We start from the raw sequence: 20,780 nt of genomic DNA, 5'->3' as shown, positions 1-20,780 counted from the left end.
TCCTGTTCCTGACGACGAGGGCGATGTTGATGATTAGGCCGGTGCGTCTTCGCGGGCAACGGCGTTGTCTTTGAAGTCTGCGCAGGGCGGCTCTGGCAGCGTCTCGTGCGCCTCCCAGCGCTGCTGACGATAACGTTCTAAGTCGATGAAGCCGGAGCCTTTGAGCATGATGTCGCGCGCCGCATTATGCCCCGGAAACGCCGCGATCTCGACTCGGATACCTCGCCGGCGCAGTTCTAGGATCGCCGGGACGAAATCCTTGTCCCCAGACAGCAGCACGATGATGTCTGGCTTGACGATTTCCGCCGTGCGCATCATTTCTAACGTGAGATCGACATCGAAGTTGCAGCGATAGCCGTCTCCAGCGATGGTACCCACTTTGCTGTGAACCAGATAGCCGACTTTCCATAACGCTTCGATCAGCGTGTCGCGGCCGCTTGGATCGCGTGGATCGATCGGTACGAAAGTATGCGCTTCGACCAAGAAGCGCCCTTCGGTGAGATAATCGATGAGATCCGCTTGATCCAGAGGATAGCCAAGCTGATCAAAGGCGGCTGCCATGTTGGCATGATCACTGAAAATAACGATCCGCTCCATGTTTGTGCTCCGGTTTGAGAGGGCGTGATTGGTGGGATTGGCTGTCCTTGGCCGGTCGTCCTTGGCCTCGAGTCCTGTGTCCATCCTGTGGAGCTGGCGTTTACTTCAAGGGGCCTACCAATCAAACGCAGCCGGACTTCAGATTTTTTATAGGAAGATCGATGCGAGAGCATGCTGTAGCGACGGCAACACGAACGGACGAGTCACGATTGCTCGATCTGTGGCGCCGCCGCGCGACGCTGTCGGAAGCTGAGTGGCATGAACTGTACACGCTGGTGTGGACGACGCTGTCCAACAGGGGGGCAGACTTGATCGCACGCCTCGGCGGAACACCTGAGGAGTACATTCAGGACTTCTTCGAGGATAAGGTTTTGATGCTCGGCCAGCAGAACCAGGAGTTGTATCACCGTGGCGCGCTGATGTTCTACTACGAGCGTTATCTGATCAGCCGGCTGCGTGACCCTTATCTCAAGCATGGTCTGGCACCCACCGAAGACCACGAAGAGCTGGGCGCTGTAGACATGGAGAGCGGCACCGAAGATGAAACGGTCATACGGGAACAGCTAAGCGACTGGCTCGCGATCGAATTGGCATCGGCGGACACCAACGGAACGGGGGCGGAGATTGGGACGTTGGTGGCGAATTTTCTCGGCATCGATCTCGACCGCGTGCTCAGGGCGGCGCGGGATTTTCTGCAGGGATGTGGTGACTGGTCGCATCTGGCTGCCGAAAGCCCCTGGATTCGGCTCTATCTCAGCTGCCATTTCTGCCCTGATGGCAAGGTGCGCGAATCAATCTCACTCTGTACCTTGGCTCGCCGTCATGGGATTCCGTCTTATCACACGCGTGCAGTCAAACTGGGTATCACTGTACCGAAGCAGCAGGATGCGGCGCTGTTGGCCTTTCGCAAGAGTTATCGCGGACAGTGGCTGCTGGGTCTCGGAATCGCCGTCGAGCCCGAGTCTCAGCTCGAAATGGCGCTGGCCTTGCAAATCCTCTGTTGCGTAGCGTTAAAAGAACAGGGGCTGTGCTGATGCGAGCTGTCACGCTCAACGCTGTCGCGCCGCTGGCATCGGAGGCGTCCGTTGGATGCACTCGTGCCAATCCTACTTTGCCGTCGCCTGGTGGTCGGAGCGCCCATGGCGAGGAGTGTCGATCATGTTGAAACTCACTCCTCCCTTGACGGTGATCGAAGCAAGTTTGTTCGATCCATCTTTTTCCATGCTGCGCCGCTGGTCGGAGGAGCCGGATGCGCGTTTGCCATCAGCCGATCCCGTCAGTCCTTTGGCAGAACCTGACCGTGAGGAACTGATTCGCGACTGGAGTCAGTGTCAGGCTGCCATTGCTCATCCTCCCGCTGCGACCGCGCCCTGTCCAATGCCTGCCTCTCTGGCGGCCAAGATTCGGCAGCGGCTCGCGAGTCAGGATCGCGCACCGCCCTTGCAGCCAGCACCCGGGCTAATCGTGCGTATCGACCGACCCATGGGTCCGCGGGGATCGCTCGACTGGGAGATGCCGCAACCGCTGGCGGTGCTGCTCGCTGGGCCAACCGAGCAACGCGACCTCTGGCAGGGTTGGTTGATGGCCTGGGAGACGGATTACGCCAGTGATGGCGATCTGATCCTTGACGACCAGGATGCCCCCCATGATCCGCTCGCTGCGATGGTGCAGGTTTGGAATCCGCTGCAGCTCTATTGGCCGGCGGCCAGCGCTGTCCTCGGCCAACTTCAGCCCGAGCGTCTTGCAGCCGTACGCGATCTGGCGTTGGAGATGAGCACGACATCGCCAGAACCAGGGACCGGGCGCGCGGGAACGCTGGTTCAGCGCGCTACTTCTGGTGGTCATCTAGTCCTCACCGGAATGCCACTTGCCGACGCCGATGATCCACGCTGGCGGTATCGCGAGCTCTATTTCACAGCTGCGGATCTGTTGCGCAATATGGCTCGTCAGAGCGTCAGCGTCGACTTGGCTCGTCCCTGGTGGCAAAGCCTGTTCAACGTCTTTCAGGAGGGCACGAGCGCTGCGGGCTTGAGGCTCACGCCGATGCCAGTCGCCGCACTCGGTCCGGCGGAATTGGAGGCTGAGAGTGCGGCCTCCTGGCAACTGGCGGATTGGATCCTGTGCCGTTTGATTCCCGGTGCAACGGGCGACTCGGCTCGTCTACAGCTGCGGTTGCTTCAGTCCGAACCCCTGCTGGTCGGTCTGCAGCGCGGCGAGCGCGTCCGTCAGCAGGCTCGGCTGACGCCAGAGAGGCCCGAGACGGCGCTCATTGCCGGTGCCGATCAGGGGCTCACATTCTTCATCCGCGACGCGACCGGTGAGACCCTCTTCGCGCTGCCACTGCGCGATGATCATGGCTAACCCGGACGCTATGATTCGAGATCTCTGGATCTGGCCGGATGCCCAAGGTGTGCGCTGGTGGACGGTCGAGCAGAGCGGCACCCTGCCCCTGACCACGCCCTGGACAAACGATGTCCTACCGCCGATTCAGAGGTTGTGCGACTTGGGTCCGACCTTGAGCCTAGGCTTGGCCCTGGCTGAACCGCTCGCCGCGCGGCTGACAGCGCTGCTGGACACGGCGGATTGTCTGCGCCTGCATTTAAGTCGTGATCTGCCTGCTCCCTGGGCCGACTGCCCATTCGAGTGGCTGACACTGGGCGGACAGTCTTTGTTTGGGCGGCTCATCGTAGAGCGTCAAGCCCCAGCCCGGTTCGATCCAGCGCACCCCTTGGACCCGGAGTGCGAGATCGCGGTGCTGAATCTGATCGCGCCGGATGAGCCGATTCAACCCGCCGATGCCATTGCGGATGGGGTGGTCCGCATCTACGACGGACTGGCAGCGGTGGAACAGTGGCTAGCTGAAACCGATCTAACAGGGGTCGGTGTTCTGGTTGTGGTGGCCCATGGCACCGAGTGCGATGGCGCACAACCCTTTCGTCTGCATGATGGACGACATTGGGGGCTACCGCTGGAATCTGGATTACCGCCTCTGGTTGTCCTCATGGCCTGTGGCAATGATCGGGGAAACCTCTTGGTCGATGGACGACGACTCCTCGCGGCTGGAGCAAAAACCGTTCTCGCGCCACTCGGGCGCCCCTGTCCAGTGGCAGCTGGTGCGTTTCTCGCTACCTTCGTTGAGGCCTGGCGCGCTGGGCATCGGCTTGATGCGATCCTCGCCGAGGCACAACGGCCGACGAGTGCGGCGCGGGGTGCCCGCCTGTTACGATTGCAGGGACGCGGGGATTTGCGCGTGGGCCACATACCGCAAACGAACGAGTGTAGCGATGCGACATTGGTCACTGCCGTGCGTTGCGGACAGCACGCGGCGCTCGCCGAATTGATTGACCGTCTGACGCTGTGCACACTGCAACAGGGCGTCGAACTGGACCAGGCTGAACAGCAGTTGCGCCGCTGTCTGGAGATCGGTCGGGATAACGAGCCAAGTGAGCGCTGGCTGGGCGAGCGATTGGACGCAGTGAGCGAAACGCTGTGGCCGCTATCGCGGGCTTGGGTCGTACCCCTGGAAATGCTGCTGGCCGAGGCGCACGATCATCGACGTCTGCCACGGCTGGAGACCGCGCGCGTCGAACTCGGACATGGCGATCTCGCGATGCCGCCGACACTCCATCACTATTGGTCGAAACTGTACTACCGTACGGGACGCTATGCGTTGGCGTTGCACGAGGTGGCTCAGGGGTTAAGTCGACTCAGCGCCGATGAGTCGTGCACGCGCGGTGCTGGTCTGCTGGGCCATCTGATGGCGCTGCTCGTCGATATCGATCTGCCGGCACCGGCGGCAGCACTCCACCAGCGACTGGATGATTGTCTGGCTCGACGCACCGATGCGGATGTTGCCTGGGAACGCCATAAACTGCGCGACCGTGCGGCACGTATCGCACTGCGTCAGGGACAGGTCGAACGGGCGGCCACCCTCTATCGGCTCAAGCGTGCTGATAGTCCACGCTTCAAGGGGACTGGACACCGGGAACTGGCCTGGCTGCTTTATATCGAGTCTTGGCGTGATCCGCAGGGCGCGGCTATCCCTCTGGCCCTTGAAGTCGAGTCTTGGCTGAATGGGCTCGAGACGTGCACACCGGTGCCGGGCAATGCCGATGTCCTCTATTTGCTGCGCGCTTACGCGGCTTGGGCTTGGCGCAGTGGTCAATCGACTGCCATCGAACGCTTGGAGCGTTTCACCCCCATGCTGGAGGCGCGGTTATTCACGGGTGACGCGGGACCACCCGGGTTTGTGTTCGCCTATCTGCATTTGTGTCGGCAAGATGGTTTTTCGGGCGCCTTGGAATTGCCTGCATGGGCTGGTATCGCGACTGTTCTGGAGGAACAGCGCTACTTTCTGGAACTAGCGGCTTTTGCGGCCTTGTTGGGGGAACCTGATTGGGTGACACCTCTGCTTGATCGGGTCGACGCCCAGCGGCTTTGGCGTGAGCCCTTGGCTTTTCCTGCGTGGCTCAGGGAGCTGGGGCTGCAGGACTGGGAGGCGGTAGTCGCCGAACGGGCCGACCTAGAGCGGCAGGTTCTTGGGGCTGATGTTGCGTCGCCAGAGACGCTGTTGGTCTCTGGCTTGCTACCTTTATGAGCCTCCTGATGGGGCGCTTCAGTCGTTTGGATGAACGCGCCGGAGTGATGGTTCGGACTCCGCAAGGTGACGTCGCAACTCGTGCTTGAGGTCTGCTCGTGTGGGGCGTGATTGATGCACACCGCCGCGCAGTCCATGCATGGATTTCGCGACGAGATTGCGGCGTTTAAGGGGAGGCGTGGACGTTGGCATCGTTGGATCTCCGGTGAGCGTGATGTGATGTCTATGCTCAGTTAACGCGGCGCACGGAGCGATTTTTAAGCTGACCGCTTCTGCGACGCGGTGATCCGGAGCGCGGCCTATCAGCATCAGCGGCAGGACGCACGCTGTAGCGTCCAAGTCCGATCGTTGTCGATGAACCGAGATGCAGCCATTGCCCAAGCCAGAGCCAGGGCCAGATGCGCGTGAGGACCGGTCCTCCGAGCCAGAGTCGACCGGTGAGCCCGCCAAGCTTAAGCACCTCGTGCTGACGATTGGAATAATGATGAGTATCTAGCCAGGTCAGCTCACGGCGTTCAATGAGCGTTTCTGAATCTTCAAACCACTGGTCCGGTTCGGGCGTGAGCGGTAGGGTATCCAAGACACTCGCGCAGGCTTCCATGCGCCGCGCTAGGGCGATGAGCAGTTCGCGACCGTTGAGCGTGTCGGGTTGGATCAGTACGCCGCGCGATTTGAGTTTCAGGGGCGTGATGAGATCAAGACGTACCCGGGCCGGCGCGGGTGGAATTCTGAATGGCTGGAGTCCCGCCCCAAACGGCGTGTCAGGTCCGTCTTGATCTGGCATCGGGACAGAGATCCATTGTGATTGATTAGGATCAATCTGGCACTGAACATCGAACAGCCTTAGCTGCGCTGGTTCGCGCTGCCCTAAACCACGTTCCCCTAAACGCTGCAGAGCGGCCACCAGCAGCGGGAGCCAGTCATTCAACCAGCCTAAGAGCACCAGATCAAGTGTCAGGACCGCTCCCGGTGGAAAATAGCCGCTGAAGGCCTGGGGCTCGAAGACGTAGGGACGAAAGGGGTCACCGCTGCCGATGGACTCGAACAGCGGCGGATAGGGACATTGTCCGTTGTCCGGGCATCCTGTGCAGCTCAGGCCGGGATACACACAGGCGACCTCCTTGAGCGCATGGCCAAAGGCCCCGCGCCAAGCCGAGCCTGGATAATCAGGCAGACGCACCGCATCCAGCGTCTCGTAGAGGACACGGTAACGGGCCATGGGGAGAAAAAGTGCTTCGCTCATGGGGTTATTCTATGACCATTGGTCTCGGGCGTCACGGAACGAAACTGGACAACAGTGCTTCCGTTTCAGTCACTATGGCCCAGACGCACGATTTGCCGTAAGCGGTTAAGATTATTACCAAAACTCGATTTCTAAACTGTTGGACAACTTGATTGAATATCTTGCTTTGTACCCTCGGCGCGAGTTGGGCTGTCATTCCCGAGAGCTATGCGCTCGCCTCCACCCGCTTCGACCTGTTTGCACACCACCCCAACCGAGACGCTATCGACTGTCTGCGCAGTGAGCATCACCTCGCTGAACCAGAAGAACTTTGGGTCTGCACGACTGACGGCAAAGCAACCGAAAACAGCCTTCTCGACCTTTTGAAATGGTGGGAGTTGATGCGAAGGCCGATAGCGCTGCGTGTGTGGAGTGCTACCAATACCGATCAACTTGCCAGCCAGAGCGAATGCGAACGCTTTCGCGAACTGGCCTTTCGGCTCACGCTCAAGGCAAGCGAATCACTTGCAGGCGGGCAGCTTCTGCTCAGCCTAGCGGGTGGACGCAAGACCATGAGCGCTGACCTGCAAAGGGCCGCGAGCCTGTTCGGTGCGCACAGACTTATCCATGTCGTCGACTCCGGGCGTCTCCCGCCATCCCTCTACCGGCCATCCTCAGAGGATCTCACGAGTGCCATTGCGCCGGGTTTTATCCAGGATGAGCAGGGAAATCCGCATATAATGCCGCTGATTGTTGGCCGCGGCCAGCGCAACGAGATCCTTGATATCTGCCTCGACGGTCAGCCGGCCGTCCGTGCCGCACAGTTTCCGCTACCGCTACCTGAACCCGGGATACCCATGTCCTGGCTCGCGGACGATTCAGGGCGTCTTGTGGATATGGTCGAGGAACGGGAGCGTCAGGGCGCTTCACTGATGGGAAACTACTTGGCCAGCATCGACCAAGCAGACCATCATGAGAATTGGCGCCACCTCTACCGACTGCCGAGTGCCATCATCGAATCCCTACGCAGTACGCAGTTGGAGCAGCATCACAGCAATTGGCTGCAGACATTACCAAAGGCCGACCTGCACCGTCATCTCGGCGGCTGCCTCGACCTACCGACACAAATTGAGGTGGCGCGGGCTGTCTGGTCTGCAATGAGTGCCGAAGAAAAGACAGCGGCACAGACGAGTGTTCAGCACCTGTTGCATACAGAAGAATGGCCATGGCACTGGCCTAGATCACTGAAGCCCGAGTCAGGCGATACCGTTCAGCGTAGTCACCGCGCAGCCGCCTTGCTGTTGCAAGCAAGCGGTGCCCAGCTTGAGCGGAACCTTTGGCAGATAACGGAGCCGCGCATTGCTTTAAATAGTCAACACGAACACGGCTTTGCCGCTTACGAGCGGCCCGGTGAACTCACTGGTTCAGCGATTCTTCAGCACGAGGCGGCAATCGCGCCCTATGCGCGAACCATCGTTGAGCAGGCAAGGGCGGAAAGACTCGCATACTTGGAGCTTCGCGGTAGTCCACAAAAATATCTCAATGGTGATGGCCAACGCTTTTTGCGGTTGTTTGCTGCTGCCCTAAGCACCGAACTGGCATCACTCGGCGAGATAGAACGTCCCGAGATCCGTTTCGTTGTCATCGTCGATCGCCGCGCCGATGAGATGTCGATCTGTCAGTCAGTGCAACTGGCCGTCGATCAGCACGACATTGGTTTTGTCGTCGGTCTTGACCTCGCTGGCGACGAACACCACGATCCCGCGGAGATGGAGCAATGGTTCGCCCCAGCTTTCAAGGCCTGCCTGCCAATCACGATCCATGCCGGAGAGGGACAGCCACCGGAGAAGATCTGGCGCGCTGCCTATCACCTGCATGCTGATCGCATCGGTCATGGCCTGACCTTGCTCGATAACCCGAAGCTTATTCAGAAATTCCGCGATCGTGGAATCTGCTTGGAGCTTTGCCCCACTTCAAACCGCGAGGTTGTTGGGTTTTGCGACCCTTTTTGCGAAAACGGAGACGCTCTACCGACATACCCATTGCTGGATCTTTGGAAGAGCGGTTTGATGCTGACGATCTGCACAGACAATCCAGGCATCAGCCGCACCACCTTGGCGCAAGAGTACCTGTCCGCCGCGCGCATGAGCCGAGATCACTTTACCTTGTGGGACGCGTTATCAATGATCAAGCAAAGCTTTGTCCACGCGTTCCTGCCAAGTGACCAAAGGGCACGACTCATCAAGCAAGTGGACCAAACGATCTACCAGCACTTAGTGAGTGATAGCTAAAGGATAACAGTTTTCCAACTTCAAACCTCCAACGATAGGACTAAACCAGGATACTAATCCACTAGGATCAACCACTATAGAATTCCATGCGGACGAAGGGTTCGTATTGTGAGCGGCGTTCATCAAGGATGCGTGCACCAATATCGCGCTTGGACTTCTGGTCGATAAGTGTTTCATATTCCTTGTGGTCACAGAGACGCCAGACGAGTAACCGCCAGCCTTCGACCGAGACCAGATAGCGAACTCGGGTGTGCTGACCAGGCTTGAGCCAGAATAGATCGTTACCTAGATTGATGTGACGATTTGCGTCTAGCTGCGCCGGAGAGCCGGCAACGCGCTTTAGATAGCCCTCAGGGTCGACGGTTTCGAGTTCGCTAAGCTTGAGGAGATCGTTAAGGGCGCGCCTCGAGAGGAACGGCACGCGTGAAATGGGTCTTTGCAGATCCTCCCGGATCAGAAAGCCAACCGGCGAGAGGGTGATCTGTCCGTCGCCGAGATCTTCAAACAGTGCACTCAGCATTTCTCGCTCGTGATAAGCCACTGCTGTCTCGTATTCGGTGCGCGTAATTGCACTTTCCTGATCAATGCGATCGAGAAGCGGCCGCAACGGTTCAAGCCGGGAACGAGCAAATTCTACTGGCATCATTGGTAGATCGATGAGTGCACTGGACTGCTCAAAGATGTAGCGAGCAGGAACGCCCTTGAGCATACCAATGAGTACCGTATAGGGTACCAGACTCTTAAAACCGCCGGTGGGGTTGAGAATACATTGCTCCGCGCCTTGTGCCTGGATCTCGGCGAGGACGGCCTTGGTAAAGTTCAGTACGCCCTTTGTGCGGAAGGTTTGAGCATCATGCACTTGCAAACCTTCTATCACATGGATGCGGCAAACAATCCCTTCGAGCTGGTTGTCTAGGTACAGCTTGACCGCTGCAGCGCAGGCTTGGCCGTCTGGGGTTTCCGAGCTGTAGAGGACGACAGTATCGTTTGCTGTCACTCCCATGCGAGCAAGCGCATGGATCTCTGCGGAGAGATCGCGTTTGAGTGCGGTCTCGTCGCTCAACTGTGCGTCTGCAAAGGTGGCATGGATAACAACTGCCGCTCCTTCTACTCCGCCCTGGGCTTGCACCCAATCGGCACTGAAGCGAGGTTCACGGGGAAGTTTTTTTGCGGCGCTAGTGCCGCAGGTGCAAAGATAGACAGTCACAGCGCAAGGCTCCTCTATGCAAAAATACCATATGATTCAAATGCTAAAATACGCCTTAATTTTTACCGCGCATTGATCGTTGTCTTCAACCGAGTGTTGCTCCAGATGAAAAAAAATTGTCGCAAGAAATAATATAGCCATTTTTTGCTCAGGCACCCTTTATGGCAACCCCCGCCGCACCGCCTCCCACAGCTGATCGGCTGCCTGCTGCCCGACCTCGCCCGCATCCAGCCCCTCAGCCCTCCCCGCACTGCGCTCGGCCGCATCCGCCCGCGCCCCGGTACTAAGCTCCGAGCCAGTCCCGGTCAGCGCCTCCAGATCAAGGGCCTCCGGCAGCGGAAACCGATCAGCCTGGGTCAACAACGCGATCCACTCCGACAGATCAATCCGCGCCCAATCGAGCCGCTCCAGTTCCTGCAGCGAGAGTCCACGGCAGTTCGGATGCTCAGGCTCACCCCAGCTCCGCCCCAACTGCGGATAGGCCTGCTCATTGATGATCCGGGCTAGGGGCGTATTGAAACAGCAGAACGCCTTCTGCTTCTCGATGCAGATCCCCAAAATCTCGCTGTCGCAATAGCTGCCGACGTAGTGGCAGGCCCGTAGCTCGCGCTGCACCCCCAGCTCGAACTCATCCTCCTCGCAGGTCCAGATGATGCGGATCAGGATCATCACCACGCTGTAGATCAGATAGGCGGTCATCGCCCAGGCCAACGTGGTGCCGATCAACCCGCCAAGCTGGATGTTCCCAGCCTGCACCGTGCCATTGATCACCGCCGGCCCGCCACCCTCCACCGCAAACAGCGCATTGGCCGCGGCATCGCCGAAGACCTGCGCGGTCCAGTCGACGGTCTGGCGGATGAGGGCTTGTTTGGCCGCATCCAGAGAGAGCCTGGCACCGGCTTCGCTGGTCGCGGCTGCAGTATTGCCGATCAGATTATTCGCAGCCGAGCTGATGGTCTCGGTCACCGCATCCCAGGTCTCGACCAGCGGATCGCGCAGCAGCTCCCAACCGCCACGCAGGGTGCTGCCGGACTCGCTGGCCATGATTGCAGCGTCGATCTTGGTCATCGCCACGATCAGCTGGATGTAGTCGATCAGCGACACACCGGCCGGGGTCTCGCAGCAGTCGACGATGCCACCGACGGCCTGCTTACACTCCGCCGCTTGGCCCTGGAAGATCTGGCACTGGCCGGGGCTCGTGCAGTCGCTGTCGCTGAGCATATACTGTGCGGCTTGCAGGGCTGCAGCAGCCTCGCCGAAGTCATCCGACTGCTCGAAGGTCAGATCCAGACAGTCATTGCCCAGACAACGTACCGGCCCTGCGCAGTCCATCGCGGTCTCGCGGGTGATGTCCGGGATCTCGGCGGTGGTGCCGCAGTCGTAGCGCGACTCGGTGGCATAGCAGACCCCATAGCGATCGCGGGCACCGTCGATGCAGGTCGAGCCCAGGTAACCACAGTTCGGATCGGCCTCGAGTGGCCCGCAGTCGTTGTCGATATCGCCGGGGTTGTAGGGGCAGTGTGTTTGGCCCTGCGGATCGGTCCAGCACTGCATGTCGCCACTGCTGAACCCGGCACAGTCGGCGCTGATCGCCAGCTCGCGGCAGAATGGATTGAGCCAGGGCACCGGCGAAGGCCCAAAGTTGCCCGGGCAGATCAGCACGCCGACCGTTTCATAGCAGCCGTTTTGGTTGAGCGGCGGTGCGCCGGAGCAGACCGCCTCACCGTCACAGAAGGCACTGTCGCGGATGGTCTCAGCCAGATGGACGCAGGCCTCGGACGCATCCCAGCCGTGGTCATGCAACGGCAGCGGCGTGAACTGGATGCGGATGGAGACGCGGTACGGTGCTTGAGCGACGTACCAGTTCCCGCTATCGGTCTCGAAGCGGTAGTCGTTGGCGACAGTAAAAGAGCCGCCGTTGCGCAAGGCTGCGGTCGCCTCGTGCCCACTCAGGGCCGTGCGCTGGATCGGATCGAAGTTGCCGCTGCTGCTGTCGAACTGGCTGTAGCCGGGAAAGGCGATCGACCAGGACTGATACAACGCATCGATCCGGCAATCCCAGTCGCAGCCTGTGTCGAACTCGGTAGCCTGGGGCTGGACGCTGACTTGAATGCGTTGGATGCGCCCCGGGTCGTTGATCGTAAACCCGAAGGTCTGTGCCGGTCGATAGGCGCAATCGGGACAGGACGGCTGATGCGCAGCGCCTGGAAAATCGTAGACGACCTCGATGCAGCCATAGGCGCAGTTGGTCTGCACTGCCCCACCGCTAACGGCGACGATGTGATCGGCCGGCGGCAGGTCATAGGCATGAGTGAGGGTACATTCGCCGCCCTGCTGCACCTGCTGACAGGTCTCGATCTCGGGCAGATGCACCGGGCGGGTGCCGGTCTGGAATTGCGTGTCGATCGCGCAATCGCCGAAGCCATTGGCCAGATTGGCCATCTCATCGATGACTTGGTCGGTCTGCGACCAGACCGGATCGGCGCGCAGATCGCTCGCCGAGACCCCGACGTTGGTGTAGAGGCTCTGGAAGGCCTCGGCTTGTGCGCCTTCTTCGCCGAGCAGCGTTGACTGCGCGGCTCGGCCGCGGGCCGTCAAGCCTTCGGGCTGGCCGTAAAGGGCGGAGAAGTCCGCTGCGCTGCCGGCCGAGGCGCCGGGGAACAACTCCTCGGTGTTGACGGACTGGGTCTCGCCATCGACCTGGAATTGGAGTTGATCGCCGTCGACGGTTGGTAGCGCAAACCCAGTGGCCTGGCCCTGACCGAACGTCTGCCCTGCCCGCCCCAGATCGGCCAGCTCATCCCCCCAGACCAGTGCCCAAGGCGTCCAAGCGACACAGAGGCAGAGCAACCCGGCGATCAGTCGATACCCAATCGATGACCCGGTAGCCGGTCGGGGGGCAGTCTCCGGCGCCTGGCGCCACCAGGCCGCGTCGGAGATCAATCGCTTCCGCATCCCATCGACACCCGGTTCAGAACGTCGCACAGCAATCCTGCCAGCGCCAAAGCACATAGAGATGATCCTCGCCAGGACCGGGATAGGTGCGATGAATCCCCCAGCGAAATGGGCTTTCACCGATCACATGGGCGCTGTTGGCCTCCGGCAGCGGATAGAACATCGAGAGCTTGTATTGGCTCTTCGGCAGGAAGGGCGCGAGCGGGGCCTCGCAGAGCGCGCCATCGCCCATGGTCTGCCGGGCCAGACCGCGCCGATGCAGCGCGGCCATGACCCGCGTGGCCGACAGCGAGGTCGCACGCACCCGTGAGCCCAGCGTCGGCTGCGCGCCGGCGAAGGGATAGATCAGCCCCCAGGTACCAGCACACCAGAACAGCTCATCGATCGGATTGCCCGCACTCGCCGCCACCCCATCGGCCAGGCAGGCCGCCTGCGCTGCCGGAGACGCCAGCCAGGTCGCCTCGGGATGGGCGAAGAACCCCAGCTCGGCATTGTTCCAGGTCGGATCGAGCTCGGTGAAGTGCAGCAGGTCCAGTTCACTGAACCCATCCGGGTTACAGCGATCATCGAAGAACAGGTCCAGCATCACCAGCAGCGGGAAGGCGTAGACATGGACGTTGTAGAAGGCCGCCTCGCTGTCGTCCAATTCACCCTGCCCACCGCTGCCCAGCAGGCGCACATCGCCGAACGGCAGACGGATGCCGCCCAGGGCCGGGGTGCAGGTCGGATTGCGCACCAGCTCGATGATCCGTGCCGGCTCCCAGAGGCCGAGGGTGAAACCGGGCCGGGGGACGCCGAGTCCATCGCGACAGACACAGACCGAGGCATCGCTAGCCCCCTCAGGCACCCGACCCCCGCCGATCGGGACCCCAGCGATGCGCACGGGGAACAGGCAGGACCAGCAGATATCGGTGATCAGCTTACCGCTGAGCAGCTCGGCATCCGGGCAGGCGGCGTCGGCGGCTTGGGTGGGTGACGTCTGCGCGAGGGTGATCAGCAGGATCAGCAGGGTGCTGAGGCTGCAACGCTTGCAAACAGCGAAGCGACTGCGCGCTCTGAATACGTTGAACGCTCGACAGCCAGTTGGGTAGAGCGCGCGCGTCATGGGATCGTCTCCGCCGGCGTGACGTCACTCGCGAGGCCATCGGCAATCTCCTGATCGACTCGCACTGCTGTTGGCCCGCGCATCGCCGTCTCGGTGACGCGAAACTGCAGTTCCTCGGCCTCGACCACGGCGGGTACCCGCTGCAGAGCGAAGCGCTGACGTAGCGCCGGGGTGAGCAGGAACAGCTGTCGGTCGAGCTGAGTCATGAGCTGCTCGAGTCCGGCCCAACCGCGCTCACGCGGCAGATCAGTGATCAGAAACAGCGTGGCCTTTGCTGAACGCTCAGCGGCGTGTGCCTGCGCGAAGGCCACTTGGCGTGGATCGGTGGCGTCGAAGACCACCAGGCGCTGGGTAAAGGGCAACTGCGCGAGTGGATTGACGCTGTCTCCGGCCTTGACCAACAGCGTGCCGTCCGGCAGTTGAATATCGGCTGCCGCAGTCAGAGTCGGATCGATCCAGCGGGTCCGATCTTCGGTTGCAACTGGCAAGCGCTCCAGGTGCAGACGACCGAAGGCCCGCTCAAGGGCTCGGGCCTTCATCGCGGTCAGGTCGAGTGCGGCCAGGCGGCGCTCGAGCTCGACAAGCAGATCGGGCTCGCGGATCTCGGTGACCGGGCCACGCGTGCCGAGGTCGCCCTGGCGACCGGCGTCGAGGGCCTCCTCGAGCCAATCGGTGCGCATCAGACCAGCGACCCGAGCACGCTCGGTCCAATCGGTCCCATCCCGCCCCAACAAGATCAGCGTCGGCACCGCCGTGATCCCGTAGGTCCGAAACGGTGTCGGGTCGAGCAGCACGTTCGGTGGCGGATCGAGCCCCTCCAGCAACCCGCGCAGGCTGGCGGCAAAGGCGATCAGCGATTCGTCCTCGTCGACGCCGCGAAACAGGATGCGCAGCTCGGGTCGGCCACTGGCCAGAGAGAACAGCTCGCGCAACGCGGCCTCGCCGAGGGAGCGGGAGGCGAACAGCAAGTAGGTTCTGGAGGGCGCGTTCGTCGTCGGCTGGAAGGGATCGGAATCAGCGGGCTCAGGAACACTGGAGGATCGGCCATCCAGTGCACAGTCGCTCGCCAGGGTCTCGCAGATCGATACCGTCAGGTCCGCAGACCCGAGGTGTTGACGAGCGTCTTCCAACAGACCTTCCACGACGGCAGGGTCTTTAAAGCTCGACTCCGTGCCGGTCTGATCAGGAACCTGCAGCCACGCCGGCAACGGCTGACCTTCAATGCTCCGGGCAATCGCCTCGGCCTGCGCCCGGATCGGTGCCAGTGCCTGATCAATGCCCTGCTCGGCCTGATCGATCATCGGCGCGGCAGCGGTAGCGACGCTGACCGCGCTCAGTGCCGCGCCGGCCAGCACTTGAAGGTGACGCGTGCTCGCGGACAGGCAACCCGCCGAGCGAACTGATCCATCCGTGCAGCAGAAGACCATCAAGAACCGAGCAAACCCCAGGGCATCAAAACAACGCATACGCCCGCCCCTGCACCTGCGCGATCGGCAACGCACCCCAATAACGGCCATCGAAGCTGTCGCGCGTGTCCCCCATCACCCAGAGATGACCGGGCGGTACCTCGAATTCCGAGCGATCGAAGGTGGTCACCGGCTGTTGCAACGTCGTCGCCAAGGCGGGGTCGCTATTCGGCCGCACAACCCCGTTGATCGTGGTCCCGGCCGCATCGACGGCCACGCGATCACCCGCCACGCCGACCACGCGCTTGATCACCGTCTGGCCAATGCTGAAATACGGCGCCATCGCCTCCGTCGCAGCAAAGGCCACCAACTGCCCCGGCTGCGGCTGCCGATCCCAGGTATCGATCAGATACCAGCGATACGGCGGCAGACAGAGCGCCTCCTGATCATCGAGCCCCAGGCGAAAGCGCCCACAGAGCAGACTGCCGATCACCAGGATCAGCGTCAGCACCACCAGGGCCTTCAGCAGGAACCGATCCCAGGGCTGGCGTGGACGGGTTTGATCCCTGTGCAACCTCATCGGCCTGTCTCCTCGCCCATTGGCAGCGACAGTTCCGCCGGCGCGGCCAGCACCGCCTGCGCATCGAGGACCAGAAACCCACGCTCGCCCAGTCGCTCGGCGAACACCCGAATCTGCCCCGCATCCAGCCCGGCGCGCACCGCCTCGGACACCGACAGGATGATTACCGGCGGCTGGCCTGCAGCGTCCCTCGCCAGCGCGGCCAAGCGCTTCTGACTGATCCCCAGCCCCACCACGGCACCGGCCAGGACCGCCCCAAACAACAGCGTCAGTGACCAACGCAGGGGCGTTGTCAAAGACGCCATCGCGGGCTCATGGCCAGCGCCTGCGCGCTGCTCAACGTCCATGGCGACCCTCCTCGATCAACGCATGGATCGCTTCGGCCGTCCCCAGGCCTTTTGCCCGAAGCGCCTCCAATGCCGCCACATCCTTCGGCGCGGTGCTATAAAGCAACCGTCGAAACGGATCGACCACCAGGCGACCGATGCCGCCACCCAGGCTGGTCAGGCAACAGATCTCGGAATAGGCGCCTGGTACCGTATGCACGGTCTTCAGCAGTTCCACCGCACCGGATGGCAGCGGCAGACGCTGCTCGGTCGCGAGCTGATCGATCGCCTGCGCCGGCTGCGCGAGCAGAAAGCTATTGGCACTGTTCTCGGCGATCGCCCGTCCCACCGGATGGGTGTAGAGATCCGCCAGCGACTGGGTAATGGTCACCGCCGCGCCGCCATACTTGCGAAAGCGCCGATAGCCCGACTCGATGAACTTGCCGACATCACCGTTGGTGAGCAGGTCCCAAGCCTCGTCGATGACCACCAGCTTCTGCTGTGCGCGCTCGCCCAGGTACATGGCCTGCTGGATCTGGTAGATCAGCAGCAGTAAGACGACCTGCTGCAGATGCCGGCGGCTCTTCAGCTCCTCGAGTTCGAGCACGACCAAGGGCGCGGTGAAGCCGATCCGGTTGCGGCCGTTGAAGAAGCGCCCGTACTCCCCGGCCGAGGTGAAGGAGAACAGCTGCCGGCCGACATCCTGCAGCCGGGCATCGGACTCGGCCAGCAGCGCCTCGGCGATCGCATCGACGCTCATCTGTTTGCCGAGCCGATCCCAGACCGTCTTCAGGATGCGCTTCAGCCCCGCAGTCCTGTAGTCACCCAGCGGCTCGGTGGGTGCGGCCATCGCGGTGATCAGCGCCGTGACCACATCGGCCTCCTCTTCCCAGCGCTGCACCAGCTCGAACGGGTTCAGGCAGAGGTCGGCGGTCTCGGTGAAGGCGATGAACTGTCCACCCAAGGCATGACACAGTTTCTCGTAGCTGCGCCCAACATCGATGATCCAGCAGCGCGCGCCGGTGCTGAGCGAGGCGGCGACCAGCTCATTGGTGAAGAAGCTCTTGCCGGCGCCAGAGCTGGCGGCGATCACGGCGTTGTAGTTGCTCTGAGAGTCGAACAGAGACAGGTCCATCAGCTGGCCGTTACGCGACAGGAGTTGCATGACCGGCGTGCCGGTGCCCTTCCAGTCGCCGAACACCGGCAACAGGGCCACCGCATGCCTTGCCGCCAGGGTCCGATAGCGCATCATGTCGCGAATCGCCTTGCGCTCGGCGCCGAACGGCAGACTGTTCAGGAACAGCGGCAAAGCGAAGTAGCGATCCGGCATCAGCTGGAAGCCCAGCTCGCGCCAGTAGGTGATGGCATTGGAGCGCACCGCTTGGGCCTCATCCTTGGGACTGAACAGGACCAGGCTCAGATGCGCCTGGAGTGGCCGGTCGCCCTGTTCCAAGGCGCTGAACAACATATCGAAGCCGTGCTTGCGGCTGATTAGCTCAGGCAGGAACTTGGCCAGCGGTCCATAAGCGGTGTTAGTGGCCCATTGGCGCTGCGCCTTGAGTCTGGCGCGCAGCCCCTCCTGCTCCGGCACATGCAGGGTCATGGTCAGCAAGGCGTTATGACCGATACCCCGGGTACCGGACAGCGGATCACCCAGATAGCGCGCCGCCACCCCGAAGCCGACCCGGTCCGCATAGCGCTTGCAGGAGAGCACCTGCACCCGGGTCTCACCAAGCGTCAGCCCCTCGGCGTCGACCTCCAGCGCATGGGTCGGATCGAGCAGTTGCTCGCGGATCAGCCGATGCGGATCGCACTCGGGGATCAGCCTGGCCCGCCAACCGGCCTCCTCGCCCCAGTTCAGCAAGGTGCCGAGCAGGCGAACGAAGTCATCGGAGGATAAAGGACGCGGCTGCAGCCCGGCGGTGGCCAGGACCTGTTCGCTGGCCGCGCGGCGCTCGATCGCGGCGGCGCGCTCAGCAGTTTCCGGCAGCCCTGAAGCCAGCGGCAGCTTGACGCTGATGAAGAGCACCAGATCGCGCACCCGCAGTGCAGTGCCGGGGACCAGCGGTTGCTCGACACCCTGGCGCAGAAAGTCGACACGCTGACGGGTCGCCTCACGCAACACCGGCGTTGGGCTGTCCAGGCGCAGGCCGAGCATGCGGGCCAAGGCGGCATCGATGTCCGGGCTCGCCCAGAGGCCGACCTGGATCAGGGTGCCGGCGGGCCAGTCCTGGTTGAGCAGGACCAGCAGGCGCTCAGCGGTACTCTCCTCAAGGCCGGATAAGGGTGTGCAAAGGAAACCGAAGCCGAGGCTCTCGTCATCATGCAGGAAGAGCCTGGCCTCGGCATCGTAGGCGAGCGGGCTGAGCAGGGTGCTCAGGCGCTCGCCCTGGTAGTGACGGGCGGGATGGGTCATGGCGGTGGCATCCCCGGTGTTGACTCCGCGACCGTGACCGGCGCGGGTTCGCCCATCCGGCACAGCTGGATCAGCGGCGGGTCATCGCGCACCAGCCAAGCGCGGCCGCGACGCAGCAGCGCGCGGGCTCTGGCCGGATGGCAGGGTGAGAGCAGATGGCCGACGGGATCGAGCACGCTGACGCGTTCGGACTCATGGGATCGGGACGCACGCCGGCGCCGCACGCGATCGGTTCGCATGGTCTTGGCTCCTGGTGAAGGAAGGGCACAGAGAACGCAGAGAGTGATGGACGGTGTCCCGTCCAGGCTCGGTCAGGGCGACCGGTCAGTCAGCAGCAACGATTCGAGGAAAGGGGTGTGGGCTCAGCGCAGCTGTTGACCCTCGCGCTCAGGTGATCGGCAGCGTCGCCGAGACCACCGCGTCGATGATGTCCGGGGCCATGAACAGGCCAAGACCGGCGGCGATGCCGATCGCGAACGAGAGGATCGACTGGCGTGCGACACCGGCGATCAGCCCGACGATGATGAAGGCGATGGCGATGATCCGGCCCAGCAGACCGGTCATCCAGCTGATCAGCATGTCGTAGGTGGCCTGGAACTCGGTGCCGCCGGTGCCGGCGACGGCCGCCTCCGGGGCGAGCGTGAGGACGGCGGCGCCGACGCCGATCAGGGTGGCGGCGAAGAGCCAGTGGTGGGTGGCGTGTGCGTGGGATGACATGACGGGCTCGGCGGTTGTGGAAGCTGCGGAACACGGACTTGGACAAGGGTGGGATGCCATAGCGGTGGTCTCCGGGGTTGCATGGAGCGGCCTCGATGGCCGCGGTGTGGGTTGTCGAAGGAAGCTGTCAAGGGGCGTTAAACCGCTGATGGGCGCAGAGCGTTCGACCTGGGATCTTGAACCCCGCATCACCTGGCGGTTGCGATCAGCACCTGGACCGAGGGATGGCTTCGTCGTGTGTCGATCGGTGTCCATCAGCGTCATCGGCGGTGATTCGGCCGGTCGGGTTGGGCGCGCTCGGCAATCTGCAGCGGCTGCAGCACCCCAGCGGCCGGCAGGACGGCGCCGTCGAGTTGCCAGCGGCGCGGCAAGACTTCGATGTAGAGATGATTGGCGCCGTGCAGCGTGCCGTCGGCGTCTTCCCAAGGGGCGACCCAGACGCGCATGACTGAGGCTGGGGCGCGGATGGGTGCCGGTGCGCCCTGCGTCGACTCGGATGGCACTGAAGCAGTTGATTCACCTGGGTCAGCGGCGCTCTGAGCGACGGAGGCCTGACCAGTCGACCCGCTGGCGGCGGCCGCTGATCGCGATCGCGATGACGCCATCGACTGCGGTGCCTGTAGCGCGGTGAGCGTATCGGGCGTGGTCGAGGGCAGCGCCTCGGGCAACGCCCTTGGCAGCGATCCGCTACAACCACTTAGCAGCAGGATCAGGGCGCTGCCAGACAGCACAGCGAACGAAGACAGTGTCGGTCTCATCGTAAAACCTCCTTGCGCGTCAGCACCTCGGCCGGCGGTGGTCCCTGCCCTTCAGTGCGCTGGTAGACCTCAGTCACGGACAGGCACAGGGGACGGGTCGGCAGCCCCTCGCAGGCGAAGTGCGGACGGCCAAGCGGACTGGCACAGCCGCTGGTGAGGGTCATGGCGAGGACGAGCGCAGGCAGCCCGACCCGCATCGACAGGCGTGTGAAGATCGCGGTGTTCATCCGGCATCGCCCTCCCCCAGCCAAGCGGCCAGGTCCGCGGGCACGCCCTGCTGCAGTCGCCCATCCGGGGCGATCAGCAGCGGCACCTGCTCAACACCGAGCAGACGCGCCGTGATCAAGGCCCGCACCAACGGCTGAGTGTCGCAGTCGTTTGCCGGAGCCGGCAGGGTCGCGATCTCCCGGCTGATCAGCGCCGTCAACGCGTCCTCACTCGAGGCCGCACAGCGCAGCCGGCGCGCGGCATCCAGTGACTCGGGTCCACCGACCGGTAGCACCACGACCTGGGTCGGGACGGCGGCCTCCTGGAGCGTTGCCAACAGCTCCAGTCCCGCCGGATACAATGGATCGACGAAGACCCAGAGGCTGTCCTCTGCCA

Annotated in this window: 18 protein-coding genes; 4 read left to right on the top strand and 14 right to left on the bottom strand. The window is 62.5% G+C overall.

Annotation, left to right across the window (positions count from 1 at the left end; all coding sequences use genetic code 11):
• Nucleotides 1–33 precede the first annotated feature (33 nt).
• Nucleotides 34–597, bottom strand: coding sequence for an NYN domain-containing protein (locus CCR96_RS22110; protein ID WP_201223795.1), 564 nt, complete (start codon nt 595–597; stop codon nt 34–36).
• Between the two features lie 209 nt (nt 598–806).
• Here CCR96_RS22110 and CCR96_RS22105 point away from each other — a divergent pair, with 209 nt between their 5' ends.
• The 3 genes from CCR96_RS22105 to CCR96_RS22095 all read left to right on the top strand — a co-directional run bounded on the left by CCR96_RS22105 (nt 807) and on the right by CCR96_RS22095 (nt 5,194).
• Nucleotides 807–1,631, top strand: a complete 825-nt coding sequence (locus CCR96_RS22105) for a hypothetical protein (RefSeq protein WP_201223793.1) — start codon at nt 807–809, stop codon at nt 1,629–1,631.
• A 124-nt stretch (nt 1,632–1,755) separates the two neighbouring features.
• Nucleotides 1,756–2,958, top strand: a complete 1,203-nt coding sequence (locus CCR96_RS22100) for a hypothetical protein (RefSeq protein WP_201223791.1) — start codon at nt 1,756–1,758, stop codon at nt 2,956–2,958.
• Nucleotides 2,951–5,194 carry a hypothetical protein gene (locus CCR96_RS22095; protein ID WP_201223789.1) on the top strand — a complete coding sequence of 748 codons (2,244 nt, stop codon included), beginning with the start codon at nt 2,951–2,953 and terminating at the stop codon, nt 5,192–5,194. Before CCR96_RS22100 ends, CCR96_RS22095 begins: the two co-directional genes overlap by 8 nt.
• A 229-nt stretch (nt 5,195–5,423) precedes the next feature.
• Here CCR96_RS22095 and cas6 read toward each other — a convergent pair whose 3' ends face one another.
• Nucleotides 5,424–6,437, bottom strand: a complete 1,014-nt coding sequence (cas6, locus tag CCR96_RS22090; protein ID WP_201223787.1) for a CRISPR system precrRNA processing endoribonuclease RAMP protein Cas6 — start codon at nt 6,435–6,437, stop codon at nt 5,424–5,426.
• A 152-nt stretch (nt 6,438–6,589) separates the two neighbouring features.
• Between cas6 and CCR96_RS22085 the strand changes: the two genes are divergently transcribed.
• Complete coding sequence (locus CCR96_RS22085; RefSeq protein ID WP_201223779.1) at nt 6,590–8,707, top strand: CRISPR-associated ring nuclease; 2,118 nt, start codon at nt 6,590–6,592, stop codon at nt 8,705–8,707.
• Between the two features lie 67 nt (nt 8,708–8,774).
• On the opposite strand, the gene CCR96_RS22080 is transcribed toward CCR96_RS22085, so the two are convergent.
• The 12 genes from CCR96_RS22080 to CCR96_RS22025 form a co-directional block, all read right to left on the bottom strand.
• Nucleotides 8,775–9,914 carry a putative CRISPR-associated protein gene (locus CCR96_RS22080; RefSeq protein ID WP_201223778.1) on the bottom strand — a complete coding sequence of 380 codons (1,140 nt, stop codon included), beginning with the start codon at nt 9,912–9,914 and terminating at the stop codon, nt 8,775–8,777.
• A gap of 159 nt (nt 9,915–10,073) precedes the next feature.
• Nucleotides 10,074–12,869: a conjugal transfer protein TraN gene (traN, locus tag CCR96_RS22075; RefSeq protein WP_242519295.1), complete on the bottom strand. Its 2,796-nt coding sequence runs from the start codon at nt 12,867–12,869 to the stop codon at nt 10,074–10,076.
• Between the two features lie 16 nt (nt 12,870–12,885).
• Entirely contained in the window at nt 12,886–13,974 is a 1,089-nt protein-coding gene (locus tag CCR96_RS22070) for a TraU family protein (RefSeq protein WP_201223776.1), read from the bottom strand.
• Entirely contained in the window at nt 13,971–15,329 is a 1,359-nt protein-coding gene (locus CCR96_RS22065; RefSeq protein WP_201223774.1) for a TrbC family F-type conjugative pilus assembly protein, read from the bottom strand. The genes CCR96_RS22070 and CCR96_RS22065 overlap by 4 nt, the downstream gene beginning before the upstream one ends.
• A gap of 97 nt (nt 15,330–15,426) precedes the next feature.
• Nucleotides 15,427–15,960: a signal peptidase I gene (lepB, locus tag CCR96_RS22060; protein ID WP_201223772.1), complete on the bottom strand. Its 534-nt coding sequence runs from the start codon at nt 15,958–15,960 to the stop codon at nt 15,427–15,429.
• Nucleotides 15,957–16,307 carry a hypothetical protein gene (locus CCR96_RS22055; RefSeq protein WP_242519294.1) on the bottom strand — a complete coding sequence of 117 codons (351 nt, stop codon included), beginning with the start codon at nt 16,305–16,307 and terminating at the stop codon, nt 15,957–15,959. The genes lepB and CCR96_RS22055 overlap by 4 nt, the downstream gene beginning before the upstream one ends.
• On the bottom strand, nt 16,297–18,702 hold the full coding sequence (gene traC / locus CCR96_RS22050) for a type IV secretion system protein TraC (protein WP_201223770.1): 2,406 nt from the start codon (nt 18,700–18,702) through the stop codon (nt 16,297–16,299). Before traC ends, CCR96_RS22055 begins: the two co-directional genes overlap by 11 nt.
• Nucleotides 18,699–18,941, bottom strand: coding sequence for an RRXRR domain-containing protein (locus tag CCR96_RS22045; protein WP_201223762.1), 243 nt, complete (start codon nt 18,939–18,941; stop codon nt 18,699–18,701). The genes traC and CCR96_RS22045 overlap by 4 nt, the downstream gene beginning before the upstream one ends.
• Before the next feature lie 148 nt (nt 18,942–19,089).
• On the bottom strand, nt 19,090–19,419 hold the full coding sequence (gene traA, locus CCR96_RS22040; protein ID WP_201223760.1) for a TraA family conjugative transfer protein: 330 nt from the start codon (nt 19,417–19,419) through the stop codon (nt 19,090–19,092).
• Between the two features lie 260 nt (nt 19,420–19,679).
• Nucleotides 19,680–20,177, bottom strand: a complete 498-nt coding sequence (locus CCR96_RS22035) for a TraV family lipoprotein (RefSeq protein ID WP_201223758.1) — start codon at nt 20,175–20,177, stop codon at nt 19,680–19,682.
• Nucleotides 20,174–20,404, bottom strand: coding sequence for a conjugal transfer protein TraV (locus CCR96_RS22030; protein WP_242519293.1), 231 nt, complete (start codon nt 20,402–20,404; stop codon nt 20,174–20,176). Before CCR96_RS22030 ends, CCR96_RS22035 begins: the two co-directional genes overlap by 4 nt.
• The coding region (locus tag CCR96_RS22025) for a thioredoxin domain-containing protein (RefSeq protein ID WP_476702840.1) at nt 20,401–20,780 on the bottom strand (380 nt) is incomplete at its 5' end. The genes CCR96_RS22030 and CCR96_RS22025, both read right to left, overlap by 4 nt.

This window comes from Halochromatium roseum (assembly GCF_016653315.1).
GTDB classification, from domain to species: Bacteria; Pseudomonadota; Gammaproteobacteria; order Chromatiales; family Chromatiaceae; genus Lamprobacter; species Lamprobacter roseus.
Note: the sequence above shows the minus strand (reverse complement) of the source record. Positions and strands in the feature narration are given on the sequence as shown.